The sequence below is a fragment of the Microbacterium testaceum genome, from assembly GCF_003075375.1.
Lineage (GTDB): Bacteria > Actinomycetota > Actinomycetes > Actinomycetales > Microbacteriaceae > Microbacterium > Microbacterium testaceum_E.
This window is the reverse complement of record NZ_QDFT01000012.1, coordinates 50,717-64,531: the sequence shown is the minus strand read 5'-3', so window position 1 is coordinate 64,531 and position 13,815 is coordinate 50,717. Positions and strand designations below refer to the sequence as shown.

Sequence of the window (13,815 nt, the reverse complement as noted above, 5' to 3'; positions counted from 1 at the left end):
GAGCGCATCCTGGCATCATGTCGGAGTGACCCCCTCACCCGTCGGACGCCCCACGCGCGGCACGACCGGGGTCAACCGGCTGCGGCGCATCGACCGCTGGATCGCGCGCCACCCGGTGCTGCGGCGCACCGACGACCCCCTCGTCGTCGACCTGGGCTTCGGTGCGAGCGCCGTCACGCCCCTGGAACTGCGGGCCCGTCTGAGATCGCAGCGTCCGGATGCCGAGGTCCTGGGCCTCGAGATCGATCCCGACCGCGTCGCGCGCGCGCAGAGCCAGGCCGAGGGCATCGAGGGGGTGTCCTTCGCGCGCGGCGGTTTCGAGGTACCCCTCCCCCGGGGACGCCGCCCCGCCGTCATCCGGGCGATGAACGTCCTGCGCCAGTACGACGAGGCCGACGTCGCCGACGCGTGGGGCCGGATGTGCGCGCGACTGCAGCCCGACGGCATCCTGGTCGAAGGCACCTGCGACGAGATCGGGCGCATCGCGACGTGGGTGGAGGTCGGGGCGGATGCCGTCCCCCGCACCCTCACGGTCTCGCTGCGCCTCGCGGGTCTCGACTCCCCCGCCGTCGCGGCCGAGCGCCTGCCGAAGGCGTTGATCCACCGCAACGTCGAGGGGGAACGCGTGCACGGGTTCGTGGCATCCCTCGAAAGGGAGTGGACCCGCGCCGCGGTGGTGGCCCCCTTCGGTCCGGTGCACCGCTGGCGGACGGCGATGCTCGCCCTCGCCGCCGACGGCTGGCCGCTCGTCAGACGCGAACGCTGGCGCCTCGGCGAGGTCGGCGTCGCCTGGGCGGCGGTCGCGCCGGACTGACCCGCCGTTCAGATGCGGGGCAGCAGCGCCCGCGCCTCGGCGGTGGGCATCCCGGCGGCGACCAGCAGGTCGACGGCGAGCGGGCGCAGAGCGGCGACGAGGTTGAGTTCCCCGACGCCCCCGTCGGGCAGCAGGACCGACGGGTCGAGGCGCCGCGTGATCGCGGCGATCGTCTCGCGGGCCACCGGCTCGAGCGAGATGTCGTCGAGACCGTCGCGCACGAGCCCCGCACCCCGGGCGAGCTCGGCGAGCAGACCGGCGGGGACAGGACGAGCCTGTCCGTCGGCGCACAGGTAGGCGGCGCGCCGGGCGACCACGCGCAGGTTGCGGGTGGCGAGGTCGAGGGCCTCGCGCACGCGCTCGTGCCGCTGCAGCTCCGCGCGCTGGCGGCGCAGGAAGGGCGAGATGCGGGCGACCTCGCGGCCTGACTCCAGCGACCCGCTCCACGCGTCGACGTACGTCTGCAGCGACCTCGCGCGCTCGAGGCCGCGGTCGGCCCGGGCGCGGTCGCCCTTGCGCAGCGCGCGGACGATCGTCGAGACGGCGGCGTCAAAGGCGTCGAACAGCTCGTCCGCGTCGCGCAGCTCGGTGCGGCGGAGCGTCCGCGGGATGAGAGCCGTCACGATGAGCGCCGCGACGCCGCCCACCGCCCCGTCGACCAGCCGCAGGAACGGCGCGCCCGACACCAGCACCAGGGCGATCAAGGACTGCACCACAGCGGCCAGGGCGAACCCGGGCTGGGGCGACAGGAACCGCGCCACGATCAGCGTCACCGTCATCGCGAGTGCGATCTGCCACCACCCGGCTCCGGCGATCAGCAGCACCACTTCGGCGATCAGGATGCCGACCAGCATCCCCAGCACGGTCTCGGCGACGCGCCAGGGACGGGCGTCGCGGACCAGGCCGAGACTCGACACCGTCACCGTCGCGGCCAGAAGGGGCACGGGGTGGCCGAGCACGAAATGCGCGAAGGCGAACGCCGCGGTCGCGGCCACGACGATCTGCGCGATCGCCGGCACGGACTCGCGGACGCGATGGACGCGGCGGGCGAAAGTCGTCCGCCAGCGCGGTCGCGACACGACGACCCCGACCGAGGTCGACGACGTCTCGCCGCTCATTCCGCGGCGCGGCGGCGACCGAGTCGCGGCAGACGCGGTACCGACGCCGTGGCACCGGCATCGGCGGGGACGACGGTCTCGGCCGACGCCGCCAGTGGACCGTCCGCGGTGTCCACGATCAGCTCCAGCCCCTCGGGGGCGTTGCGCTTGACCAGGGCCAGGGCGATCGGCCCCTCTTCGTGGTGGACGGCCACCGAGGTGATCGCACCGATCACGTCGTCGCCAGCGCGCACGGCGTCGCCGCGCGCGGGGAGGACGTTGTCGCTGCCGTCCAGCTGCAGCGCGACCACGCGACGCGGCGGGTGACCCAGGTTGTGCACCTTGGCCACCGTCTCCTGCCCGCGGTAGCAGCCCTTCGACAGGTGCACGGCGGTGCGCAGCCAGTCCATCTCGTGCGGCAGCAGACGCTCGTCGGCGTCGATCGCGACCCGGGGCCGCCACGCGGCCACGCGCAGCGCCTCGACGGCGTCGAGACCCGCGAGCTGCTGCTCGCCCCGCGCGGCTTCGTCGAGCAGGTTCTCGTACTCGGCGGCATCCAGGATGACCTCGGCCCAGTCGCGATCGCGCCCCGGGTGCGGGTCGACGCGCGCGTACGCCCATCCGCCCGGTGAGACGTCGGGCCACGGGTCGACCCACACGGGGGCGACGGTGCGGCGCTTCGATACCGCGGCACGGGTGCCACCCACGACGAAGAGCTCGTCGGAACGGTCCCGTACCTCGACACGCAACCGGAAGCGCATACGCGTCAACCACGACGCGAGGGCCTCGGCGTCGGCGGCATCCACGATCAACCAGGTGACCTCGCCGTCGTCGACGACGGATGCCGCGTGCTCGACGCGGCCCTGGGGATCGAGGATGAGCAGCTCGGTCGACACGCCGGGGGCCAGGTGCGTGAGCGCCTGCGACGACAGCGAGTCCAACCAGCTGCGGCGGTCCTCGCCGGCCACCGAGATCACGCGGCGGTCGCCGAGCGGGGCGAGGGCGGTGCCGGATGCCAGGCGGCGCTGCTCCGCGACGGGCGAGCCCACGTGACGCAGGCCCCGCTCGTCGGTCACGGCGCCGGGGATGTCGGTCAGCGCGGTCATGGTCACTCCGCCCGGGCGAGACGCGCCGACGCGTGGGAGCCCAGCTCGCGCCCGAGCGCGGCGATGTCCCACGCCCAGAGCAGGTGGTTGTCGACGAGTCCGTACAGGCGGGTCGCCGCGGTGTAGGGCTTGGCCCCGGCGGTGCGCACGACGGCATCCGTCGCCAGGTCGATCCGCGGGCCCTTGACCTGACCGACGTAGAGCTCGAGCACGCCGTCGGCGTGCGCCAGGCTCACCTCGATGTCGAAACCGCCGTCGGCGTTGCGCAGCGCTTCGACGTCGTCCGCGGTCCGGATCACCGCTTCGGCGGTCGCGGGGAGCAGGGCGGGCCCGGCGTCCGCGTCCGTCACGGGACGAGCCAGACGCCAATAGCCGATCTCAGAAACGAGCGGACGACGCTCGGATCCGTCGATCAGCCAGGCGTCGGCCGAGTAGTTGAGGAAAGACCCGCCGTCGTGGCTGAAGCTCACGCGGTGCGCGAACTCACCCGAGAACGAGCGTCCGGCGGCTTCGTAGTCGATGACTCCGGTTCCCTCCCAGACGCCGACGAGCCACGAGAGGGGGACGAGGTCGGCCGGAAGGTCGGTCGGGATCTCGATCACGGGGCGCTCAGCGCTGGCCGCGGTAGAGGTTCCAGATGACCGTTCCGGACACGAAGGCGATCGCCAGCGAGGCGAGGCCGAGAAGTCCCACGAAGAACAGTTCGAGCGCGAGGAGGTCCATGCCCTCCACCTTATCCCGAGACGAGTGCGGCCAGACCGAAACCCATGGTGATCACGCCGAGCACCACCAGCGCTCCTAGCGTGCTCAACGCCATGCGCTGGATGAAGGCCTGGGAACGGCCGTACCAGAGCTGCACCGCGAACGAGATGATCACGCACCCGCCCAGCGCGACGCTCACCCACTGGGCGCGCCACCCCGCGGGGGCGAACAGGCCGATGAGCACACCCGCGACGGCCGCGAGCACCCACACGGCGACGACGCCGCCGAACGTGCGACGGGGTGCGAGGTCCGGGGTCGACATGTCTTCATCTTCGCCCACGACACCCGCTCGCGCACGCGCATCGCCGAGGAATCGGATCGGCGCGGCGCGTCACCCTAAGATGATCGGGTGCGCGGCCCGCCCGCGCTTGGAGGTCGATGTGGCTCAGCTTCTTGTTCTCAGCTCCGCCCCCGGCGGGGGTGCGGCGCTGCCCGCGCTCGAATTGCTCAGCCACCGGGTACGCCAGATCCCGGCCGAGGCGGCGCAGTTGATCAACGCGCCCAGCGCGGACGTCATCTTCATCGACGCGCGCCTGGACCTCGTCGGGGCGAAGTCGCTGTGCAAGATCATGACGACCACGGGCGTCGAGGCACCCCTCGTGCTGATCGTCACCGAGGGCGGCCTGACCGCGGTGTCCACCGACTGGGGCATCGACGACGTCGTGCTCGTCGGCGCCGGCCCCGCCGAGATCGACGCGCGCATCCGTCTGGCCATGGGACGCCGGGCCGCCGATCAGGTGTCGACCCGCATCCAGACGTCGGGCATCACGATCGACGAGTCCTCGTACTCGGCGAAAGTGCACGGCAAGCCGCTCGATCTCACCTACAAGGAGTTCCAGCTCCTGCACTTCTTCGCCACCCACCCCTCCCGCGTCTTCACGCGCGAGCAGCTGCTCAGCGAGGTGTGGGGCTACGACTACTTCGGCGGCACCCGCACGGTCGACGTCCACGTGCGGCGCCTGCGCGCCAAGCTCGGCGACCTCGAGCAGCTCATCGGCACCGTCCGCAACGTCGGCTACCGCTTCAACGTCTACGAGGACGAGGCGCCGGCTGCGGCATCCACCCCCGCCTGACGACCCGCGCACCGGCCGTTCACGCGCGTGTCACCGACCCCTGCAATGATGTGGGGATGATGGAACACGACGCGCTGGATGCCGGGCTCGGCGACGCCGACGACGACGACTTCGACGAGGCCGTCGAGGCCGAGGACGACCAGCTGCCCGACCACCGCTACCTCGATCGCGAGCTCAGCTGGCTCGCCTTCAACCAGCGGGTGCTCGAGCTGGCCGAGGATCCCGCGGTCCCCGTCCTCGAGCGCGCGAACTTCCTGGCCATCTTCGCCAGCAACCTCGACGAGTTCTTCATGGTGCGCGTCGCCGGCCTCAAGCGCCGCATCGTCACCGGGCTCGCGGTGCCCACCAACGTCGGACGAGCCCCCCTCGACGTCCTGGCCGACATCTCGGCCGAGGCGCACCGCCTGCAGCTGCGCCACGCGGCCGCCTGGACCGAGAAGGTGCGTCCCGCCCTCGCCGAGTCGGGCATCGAGGTCGTGACGTGGGACTCGCTCGACACGGCGACCGCCGAGCGGCTGACCGAGTACTTCCAGCGCAACGTGTTCCCGGTGCTGATGCCGCTGGCGGTCGATCCGGCGCACCCGTTCCCCTACATCTCGGGGCTGTCGCTCAACCTGGCGATCCGCATCCGCAACGCCCGCACCGGTCGGCAGGAGTTCGCGCGCCTCAAGGTGCCCCCGATGCTGCCCCGCTTCGTCGAGGTGCCCGGCGACGGCCCCGGCGTGCGCTACCTGCCGCTCGAGGAGCTCATCTCGAACCACCTCGGCGATCTCTTCCCGGGCATGGAGGTGCTGGACCATCACGCGTTCCGCCTCACCCGTAACGAGGACATGACGATCGAAGAGGATGAGACCGAGAACCTCATCCAGGCCCTCGAGGCCGAGCTGCTGCGCCGCCGCTTCGGCCCGCCCATCCGCCTCGAGATCACCGAGGACATGGATGACGTGACCCGGGCGCTGCTGCTGAGCGAGCTCGACATCACCGAGCAGGAGGTCTACCGCCTGCCGGGGTCGCTCGACCTGCGCGGTCTGTTCGATCTGTCGCGCATCGACCGGCCCGACCTGCACTACCCCCCGCACGTGCCCAAGACGGCGCTGGCGTTCCAGCCGCCCGAGCAGAACGGCCGCGCCGACCTGTTCGGCGCGATCCGCAAGGGCGATGTGCTGGTGCACCACCCGTACGAGTCCTTCGCGACGAGCGTGCAGGCCTTCCTCGAGCAGGCCGCCCGCGACCCGCATGTGCTCGCCATCAAGCAGACGCTGTACCGCACCTCGGGCGACAGCCCGATCGTCCAGGCGCTCATCGACGCCGCCGAGGCCGGCAAGCAGGTGCTCGCCCTCGTCGAGGTCAAGGCGCGCTTCGACGAGGCGAACAACATCGTCTGGGCGCGCAAGCTCGAGAAGGCCGGCGTGCACGTCGTCTACGGCCTGGTGGGGCTGAAGACCCACTGCAAGCTGGCCCTCGTCATCCGTGAAGAAGAGGGGCGCCTGCGCCACTACAGCCACGTGGGCACCGGCAACTACAACCCCAAGACGAGCCGCATCTACGAGGACTTCGGACTCTTCACCGTCGACGACCAGGTGGGCCGCGATCTGACGCGCCTGTTCAACGAGCTGAGCGGCTACGCGATCGAGAAGAAGTTCAAGCGCCTGCTGGTCGCCCCCCTGCACCTGCGCAAGGGGCTGCTGCGTCACATCGACAAGGAGCGTCAGAACGCCCTCGCCGGCAAGCCCTCGGGCGTGCGCATCAAGGTCAACTCCATGGTCGACGAGCAGATCATCGACGCGCTCTACCGGGCCAGCCAGGCGGGCGTCCCCGTCGAGGTGTGGGTGCGCGGGATCTGCTCGATCAAGCCGGGCGTCCCCGGGATGAGCGAGAACATCACGGTGCGTTCGATCCTCGGCCGCTACCTCGAGCACTCGCGCATCTTCACCTTCGTCAACGACGGCGACCCGCAGGTGTTCATCGGCAGCGCCGACATGATGCACCGCAACCTGGACCGCCGCGTCGAGGCGCTCGTGCGCGTGGTCGACGAGAACCAGGTGCGCGAACTCACCTCGCTGTTCGACCTCGCCATGGACGACGCCACGAGCTCGTGGCACCTCGGCTCCGAGGGCGAATGGACCCGGCACAGCGTCGCCGCCGACGGCACGGCCCTGACCGACCTGCAGGATCACACCATGGCGCTGGTGCAACGCAAGCGGCGCGCGCGGGCGGCCCGGTGACCGAGACCGCGGTCTACGCCGCCGGCGGCGTCGTGTGGCGACTCGTCGAGGGCAAGCTGCGCATCCTTCTGATCCACCGCACGAAGTACCGCGACCTGACCCTGCCCAAGGGAAAGGTCGATCCGGGCGAGACGCTCGCCGAGACGGCGGTCCGCGAGATCCGCGAAGAGACCGGCATCCGCGTCGCGCTCGGCGTCCCCGTCGGTGTGTCGCGCTACCGGATGCCGAACGGCCGCACCAAGATCGTGCACTACTGGGCGGCCGAGGCGACGGATGCCGCCGTGCGCACGTCGAGCTTCGTCCCCAACAAAGAGGTCGCCGCGATCGAGTGGGTGAGCCTGAAGAAGGCGCGCAAGCACCTCAGCTACCCCGTCGACATCGAGATCCTCGACGAGTTCTGCCGCGTCGTCGACGAGGGGGCGCTGCCGACCTTCCCCATCGTCGTGCTGCGACACGCCAAGGCGCGAGCGCGCGAGGAGTGGGAGGGGAGCGATACCGCCCGGCCGCTCACCCCCCGCGGACGGCGGCAGGCGCAGGCCATCGTGGGTCCCCTGCTGGCGTTCGGTGTGCGTCGCGTGATCTCGAGCCCCGCCGAGCGGTGCGTGCGCACCGCGACGCCGATCGCCCAGGCCATCGGCCAGAGGGTGCAGTTCTGCGAGTCGATCAGCCAGGACGCCTGGGACGAGGGCCGCGCCGACGCGCGCTCGATCATCGGTCAGCGGGTGCGGTCGCGAAAGCCCGTCATCCTGGCCAGCCACGGCCCGGTGCTGCCCGACATCCTGCACGAGCTCGCCCTGGCGACGGGGACGATGAGCGGCTCGTACCTGGGCAGCGCCTCGGCACTGGATCCCGCCGCCTTCTCGGTCGTGCACGTTCCCGTCGAGCACCCGGGTGCCGGCATCGTCGCCATCGAGACGCACGAGCCGCAGGTGTGAGCGCGCTGCCCCTCGGCATCCGCGTCCTGTGGCGCGAGGTGCCCGCGGGGGCACCGCCCCGCTCCGTCTCGCGCGCTCTGTTGAGCGACGCCCTTCCCGGGGCCCGCTTCGTCTCGCGCTGCCCCGCGTGCGGCGGCGCTCACGGCCGCGTGCGTGTCGAGGGGACGGATGCCGCCGTCTCCGTGTCGTACGCCTCGGGCTGGGCGTTCGTGGCGGTGAACGATCGCGGGGATCGGATCGGGGTGGATGCCGTACCGACCGGCGCGGGCGGGCTCGAGCGGGTGTTGGCGTCAGACGGACGCCGGCTGCCCGGCGACCCCGCGCGCCGCTGGGCGCGGGTCGAGGCGGTGCTCAAGGCCGACGGCCGCGGTCTCGTCGTCGACCCCTCGCGCGTCGAGGTGTCGCTCGACGCGGTCGGATGGCGGGCGCGGATCCGCGGCGAGGACGCCGCCGGAGACTGGCGCGGGTGGGATGTCGAGGGCCCCGCGGGGCTCGTCGTCGCCGTCGCGGCCGGAGCTGAGCGCTGACGCTCAGGACAGAGCAGGAAGCGCCTCGCGGTCGATCCACCGCGACAGCAGGTCGACGGCATCCGCTCCCCCGGCCCGGTCGACGGCCGCGCGGAAGTCGTCGGTCGTGACGAGGGCGTGCCGGTGGGCCGAGGTCCATTCGCGCAGCAGGTCGAAGAACGCGCCGTCGCCCAGCCGCCGACGCAGGGCGTGCAGGGCGAGCGCCCCGCGCTTGTAGACGCGGTCGTCGAACATGTCGTCCGGACCGGGATCGACCAGCAGCAGATCGCGCGGTTTCGCCGCGAGGCGACGATAGTGGTCGGCGGCGCAGGCGTCGACGTCATCGCCGCCGGACTCCTCGGACCACAGCCACTCGGCGTAGCAGGCGAAGCCCTCGTTGAGCCAGATGTCGCTCCAGCGCGCGATCCCGACACTGTTGCCGAACCACTGGTGCGCCAGCTCGTGCGCGACGAGCCGCTGCGCGGCGGGCACCAGGTGATTCATGCCGAACACCGCCAGCCCCTGCGCCTCGAGGGGGATCTCGAGTTCGTCGGCGGTCACGACCAGCGCGCACGCCTCTTGCGGGTAGGCGCCGAAGAGACGGTCGAACAACCGGAGCATGTCGGGAACGCTCGAGAAGGCGCGGTCGGATGCCGCGGCGAGCGCGGGCGGAGCCGTGACGGTCACGGCGGGGACGACGCCCGCGCCGCTCCCGGCCAGAGGCGTCGTGCGGTAGCGCCCCACGTGCACCGCGGCCAGGTAGGTGGCGGTCGGAACGCCCGAGGTGAAGACGGTGGTGACCCGTCCGCCGCGGCGCGTGGTGGCCCCGACCACGCCGGTCGCCGCGACGGTGTAGCCGTCGTCGACGGTGATCTCCATGCGCATGCGCGCACGGTCGTCGGGCCGGTCGTTGCAGGGGAACCACGTCGGCGCGCCGATCGGCTGGCCCGCGACGAGAGAGCCGTCGGTGAGCTCCTCCCACCCCACGGTGCCCCAGCGCGACCGCCGGGGTGCGGGGGCACCCGCGTAGGTCACCTCGACCTCGAAGCGGTCCCCGGCGGCGATCCGCGCGGCCGGCGTCACCCGCAGCACGCGCGGGCCCGCCGCGAAGCGCGCGGCGGCGCCGTCGACGCGCACCCTCGTCGTGCGCAGGCCGACGAGGTCGAGGGCGAACGAGGCGAGGTCGACGCGCGCGACGGCCACGATCGTCGCCGTCCCCTCGAGACGGTTCGTGCGCACCCGGTAGCCGAGCGCGAGGTCGTACGAGTCGACGTCGTACGAGGTGTCACCGCTCTGCGGGGCGTAGGGGTCGGCGGCGCTCACGTCGTCGACTGGTAGGCGCGGACCTTGACGGCACGCCACGGGCCGATGGGATTGCCGCTCCAGCGCGAACCGACCGGTACGGTCTCGCCGCGCATCACGAGCGACGCGGGTCCCACGGTCGCGTGCGCTCCGAGGGTGGATGCCGGCAGCACCACGCTGTGGGGGCCGAGCGTGGCGCCCGGTTCGAGCTCGACCGTGTCCATGCTCATGATTCGATCATGGAAGAGGTGCGTCTGCACGACGCAACCCCGATTGACCGTGGACGCGTCGCCGAGCGTGACGAGATCGGGCTCGGGCAGCCAGTAGCTGTCGCACCACACTCCCCGACCGATCGTCGCGCCGAGGCTGCGCAGCCACACCGCCAGGGCGGGGGTCCCGGCCGCCGCGCGGGCGAACCAGGGCGCCGCGACCATCTCGGTGAACGTGTCGGACACCTCGGTCCGCCACACGAAGCTCGACCACAGGGGCTGCTCACCCGCGCGGATCACCCCCACGATCGTCCATTTCGCGGCCGTCGACACCCCGGCGGCGACGGCGCCCGCGGCCAGCAGCACGATGCCCGACAGCAGCAGCGCCCACACCGGCCCGAGTCCCTCCCACAGCGCGGCCAGGGTCAGCAGCACGCCCAGCCCGATCCCGCACGTCACCACGACCGGGACGAAACGACCGAGCTCCCACAGCGTCCGCGCGAACCGCAGGGCGGCGGTGGGGCGGTACGTGCGCGATTCGTCGCCCTCGGCGGACTGGCGTCGCAGGCGGACGGCCGGAGAGCCCAACCACGACGAGCCCGCCTTGGCCTTGGCGGGAGCAGCCGACAGCACCGCGACCAGGCCGTCGCGCGGGACGCGGTGACCGGGGGCCGCCATCCCCGAATTGCCGAGGAAGGCGCGTTTGCCGATGCGCACCGGACCGAGTCGCAGCCACCCGGCGTGCAGTTCGTAGGACGCGACCATCGTGTCGTCGGCCAGGAAGGCCCCGTCCTCGATGCGGGCCATCGAGGGGATGAGCAGGACCGTCGAGGCCTCGACGTCGCGCCCCACCCGGGCCCCGAGCATCCGCAGCCAGACGGGAGTGAAGAGCGAGGAGTACAGCGGGAACAGAATGGTGCGTGCGGCATCCAGCAGACGCTCGATGGTCCACGCCTGCCAGGCCACCCGGCTGCGCACGGGGTGCGTCCCCTCGGCCAGGCCGATCGAGAGCACCCGCACGAGCAGGACCACGGATGCCGCGAACACCAGGCCCGTGACCGCGACCGCCGGCACGAGCCACGCGAAGGCCGCGCCCGCCGCGGCCGCCAGCGTGCCGCTTCCGCGTATCCCCTGCGCGAGCACGAGACCGCCGACGGTGAAGGACGCCAGGGGCAGGAGGGCCAGGACGACGGCCGAGGCCGCGTAGGCCCACAGCCAACGGGTGGGCGCCGCCGGACGTTCGGCCGGCCAGTCCTTGGCGGTGCCGCCCACGCGCACGGCCGGAGAACCGGCCCACGACTGGTCGGCCTTGACGCGGCCGAAGACGGCCGACCCGGGCGCGATCTCGGCGCGACGGCCGATCCGCGTGCCGGGCGCCAGGGTCGAACGGGCGCCGATGGTCGCCCCCTTGCCGATGCGCACCTCGCCGATGCGCACCAGGTCTCCGTCGATCCAGTACCCGGTCAGATCGACCTCGGGCTCGATCGACGCCCCGTCGCCGATGACGAGGAGTCCCGTGACGGGCGGAAGGGCGTGCAGGTCGACGTTGCGCCCGATGCGCGCGCCCAGCGCCCGCGCGTAGTACGACACCCAGGGCGCACCGGCCAGGCCCACGGCATCCACTTGATCCGCGATCTGCTCGGCCAGCCACAGCCGGAGGTGGACCCACCCTCCACGTGGATAGTCCCCCGCCCGTACCCCCGCGAGCAGAAGGCGAGCGGATGCCACGGCGATCGCCATGCGGCCGAACGGCGTCGCGAAGATCAGCAGCCCCACGACGAGCACGGGCCACGGCACGCCCGGCAGCACGTCGAACCCCGGCGCGAGCTGCAGGATCGCCGACGCGGTCAGCAGGTACAGCAGCCACCGAATGCCCGAGAGGATGAACAGCGGCGCCCCCACCAGCGTCTGCACCCACTGCGTCGACCGCGGCGTGGGAGCGGGCCGATGGAACGTCGACGGGGTCTCGTCGTGCAGCAGCGGACCGAGGGCCTTGGCCATCGCGCCCAGCCGAGGAACGTCGTAGATGTCGGCGACCGAGAACTCCGGCACGCGCGCGCGGATGCGCGAGACCAGCTGCGCCGCCGCCAGGGAGCCGCCTCCGAGGTCGAAGAAGTCCGCCTTGCGGTCGGTGACGGCGAGCCCCAGCACGGCCTGCCACTGCTCGGCGAGCCACGCCTCGTCCGCCGAGAAGTCGGTCGCGACGGGGGCGTCCACCCCGGGCAGGGGCCAGGGCAGCGCCGCGCGGTCGACCTTGCCCGAGGTGCGCACCGGCAGGGCGTCGACGACGCCGAGCAGCGGGATGGTCGCGGCGGGCAGCCGCTCGGCCAGCGCCGCGCGCGCGGCCGCGCGGTCGAGCTCGGCGCCGTCGTCCATGACGAGGTAGCCGACCAGCACGGGCACGCCCGCCTCGGTCGTGCGCACCGCGACGGTCGCGGCGCTCACGTGGTCGAGGTCCTGCAGGGCCGACTCGACCTCGCCGAGCTCGATGCGACGGCCGCCGACCTTGACCTGGTCGTCGGCGCGCCCCTGGAAGACCAGTCCCGCCGACTCGAAGCGCACGAGATCGCCCGAGCGGTAGGCGCGTTCCCAGCCGAGCGTCGGCATCGGCGCGTACTTCTCCGCGTCCTTCGCGGGGTCGAGGTAGCGCGCCAGGCCGACGCCGCCGATGATGAGCTCGCCTACCTCGCCCTCGGCGACCGGCCGGCCCTCGGCATCCACCACCGCCAGCGCCCACCCGTCGAGGGGAAGGCCGATGCGCACGGGCAGCGAGCCGTCGAGGGGGGCGGCGCAGGCGACCACGGTGGCCTCGGTGGGACCGTAGGTGTTCCACACCTCGCGCCCCTCGGCCACCAGACGCGCGGCGAGTTCGGGCGGACAGGCCTCTCCGCCGAAGATCAGCAGGCGCACGTTCTCGATCGAGTCCGCGGGCCACATGGCCGCGAGCGTCGGCACGGTCGAGACGACGGTGATGCCCTGGCGCAGCAGCCACGGCGCCAGATCTTCGCCCGAACGCACCAGGGAACGGGGAGCGGGGACGAGGCACGCGCCGTGTCCCCACGCCAGCCACATCTCTTCGCATGAGGCGTCGAACGCCACCGACAGCCCCGCGAGCACGCGGTCGCCCGGACCGAGCGGCTCGCGCTGCACGAAGAGGCGTCCCTCGGCCTCCACGAAGGCCGCCGCCGAGCGGTGCGACACGGCGACGCCCTTGGGAACGCCCGTCGACCCCGAGGTGAAGATGATCCACGCGTCGTCGTCGACGGTCGGCGGAGCCACCACGGGCAGCGCGTTCGTCCCGGGGTGCGGGGCGTCGCCGTCGTAGAGGCGCACGAGTCCGGCATCCGGATCCGCCGCGACGAACTCGCCGTCCCCGGCGACGATGCCCCGCACTCCCGCTTCGCCGAAGACCAGACGGGCGCGCTCGTCGGGGTCGTCGGCGTCGACCGGCACGTAGGCCGCACCCGCGGCCATCACGGCGAGGATCGACACGTACAGCTCCTTCGAGCCCGAGGGCATGCGCACCCCGACGCGGTCACCGCGTCGCACGCCCGCCTCGTGCAGCGTCGCGGCGGTGCGCCACACCCGCGCGAGCAGCTCGCGGTAGCTCAACGCCCCCGAGCCGTCGTCGATGGCGGATGCCTCGGGATGCCGTGCGGCGACGTCGGTGAGGATGTCGATCAGCGTGCGCGCGGGCGCCGCAGCGGCCAACCGGTCGAGCGGGGCCTGGGCGGCGGAGGCGGAGGTCGTCACGGCACGAAGGGTACAACTCCCAGGGAAACACCC

The 13,815-nt window shown here is 72.5% G+C and carries 11 protein-coding genes; 5 read left to right on the top strand and 6 right to left on the bottom strand.

The genetic code is table 11. The features are described 5' to 3' along the window. Positions 1-25: 25 nt before the first annotated feature. Positions 26-814, top strand: coding sequence for a class I SAM-dependent methyltransferase (locus DC432_RS06935; protein ID WP_116537238.1), 789 nt, complete (start codon positions 26-28; stop codon positions 812-814). A gap of 8 nt (positions 815-822) precedes the next feature. Here DC432_RS06935 and DC432_RS06930 read toward each other — a convergent pair whose 3' ends face one another. The 4 genes from DC432_RS06930 to DC432_RS06915 form a co-directional block, all read right to left on the bottom strand. Then, positions 823-1,932 (bottom strand): FUSC family protein, encoded by a 1,110-nt coding sequence (locus DC432_RS06930; RefSeq protein ID WP_207770773.1) that lies wholly within the window; start codon positions 1,930-1,932, stop codon positions 823-825. After that, on the bottom strand, positions 1,929-3,017 hold the full coding sequence (locus DC432_RS06925) for a YgfZ/GcvT domain-containing protein (RefSeq protein WP_116537237.1): 1,089 nt from the start codon (positions 3,015-3,017) through the stop codon (positions 1,929-1,931). The genes DC432_RS06930 and DC432_RS06925 overlap by 4 nt, the downstream gene beginning before the upstream one ends. A gap of 2 nt (positions 3,018-3,019) precedes the next feature. After that, positions 3,020-3,619, bottom strand: coding sequence for an FABP family protein (locus DC432_RS06920; RefSeq protein ID WP_116537236.1), 600 nt, complete (start codon positions 3,617-3,619; stop codon positions 3,020-3,022). Between the two features lie 131 nt (positions 3,620-3,750). Continuing rightward, on the bottom strand, positions 3,751-4,041 hold the full coding sequence (locus DC432_RS06915; protein ID WP_108319325.1) for a hypothetical protein: 291 nt from the start codon (positions 4,039-4,041) through the stop codon (positions 3,751-3,753). A gap of 118 nt (positions 4,042-4,159) precedes the next feature. Here DC432_RS06915 and DC432_RS06910 point away from each other — a divergent pair, with 118 nt between their 5' ends. From DC432_RS06910 to DC432_RS06895, 4 genes are read left to right on the top strand one after another with little or no spacing between them, the layout of a single operon-like run. Continuing rightward, positions 4,160-4,852, top strand: a complete 693-nt coding sequence (locus DC432_RS06910; protein WP_108319323.1) for a winged helix-turn-helix domain-containing protein — start codon at positions 4,160-4,162, stop codon at positions 4,850-4,852. Positions 4,853-4,908: 56 nt separating this feature from the next. Then, complete coding sequence (locus DC432_RS06905) at positions 4,909-7,077, top strand: RNA degradosome polyphosphate kinase (RefSeq protein WP_116537235.1); 2,169 nt, start codon at positions 4,909-4,911, stop codon at positions 7,075-7,077. After that, on the top strand, positions 7,074-8,012 hold the full coding sequence (locus tag DC432_RS06900) for an NUDIX hydrolase (protein WP_116537234.1): 939 nt from the start codon (positions 7,074-7,076) through the stop codon (positions 8,010-8,012). Before DC432_RS06905 ends, DC432_RS06900 begins: the two co-directional genes overlap by 4 nt. Beyond that, entirely contained in the window at positions 8,009-8,539 is a 531-nt protein-coding gene (locus DC432_RS06895; RefSeq protein ID WP_116537233.1) for a 4'-phosphopantetheinyl transferase superfamily protein, read from the top strand. Before DC432_RS06900 ends, DC432_RS06895 begins: the two co-directional genes overlap by 4 nt. A gap of 3 nt (positions 8,540-8,542) precedes the next feature. On the opposite strand, the gene DC432_RS06890 is transcribed toward DC432_RS06895, so the two are convergent. Together DC432_RS06890 and DC432_RS06885 are read right to left on the bottom strand one after the other, a co-directional pair. Further along, positions 8,543-9,841, bottom strand: coding sequence for a M1 family metallopeptidase (locus tag DC432_RS06890; RefSeq protein ID WP_116537232.1), 1,299 nt, complete (start codon positions 9,839-9,841; stop codon positions 8,543-8,545). Continuing rightward, positions 9,838-13,782, bottom strand: a complete 3,945-nt coding sequence (locus DC432_RS06885) for a Pls/PosA family non-ribosomal peptide synthetase (RefSeq protein WP_116537231.1) — start codon at positions 13,780-13,782, stop codon at positions 9,838-9,840. The genes DC432_RS06890 and DC432_RS06885 overlap by 4 nt, the downstream gene beginning before the upstream one ends. Positions 13,783-13,815 lie beyond the last annotated feature (33 nt).

Bases quoted from the DNA above. Each gene is read 5' to 3' on its own strand.
- DC432_RS06915 (WP_108319325.1), bottom strand. From the start codon at position 4,041: ATGTCGACCCCGGACCTCGCACCCCGTCGCACGTTCGGCGGCGTCGTC.
- DC432_RS06905 (WP_116537235.1), top strand. From the start codon at position 4,909: ATGATGGAACACGACGCGCTGGATGCCGGGCTCGGCGACGCCGACGAC.
- DC432_RS06925 (WP_116537237.1), bottom strand. From the start codon at position 3,017: ATGACCGCGCTGACCGACATCCCCGGCGCCGTGACCGACGAGCGGGGC.
- DC432_RS06930 (WP_207770773.1), bottom strand. From the start codon at position 1,932: ATGAGCGGCGAGACGTCGTCGACCTCGGTCGGGGTCGTCGTGTCGCGA.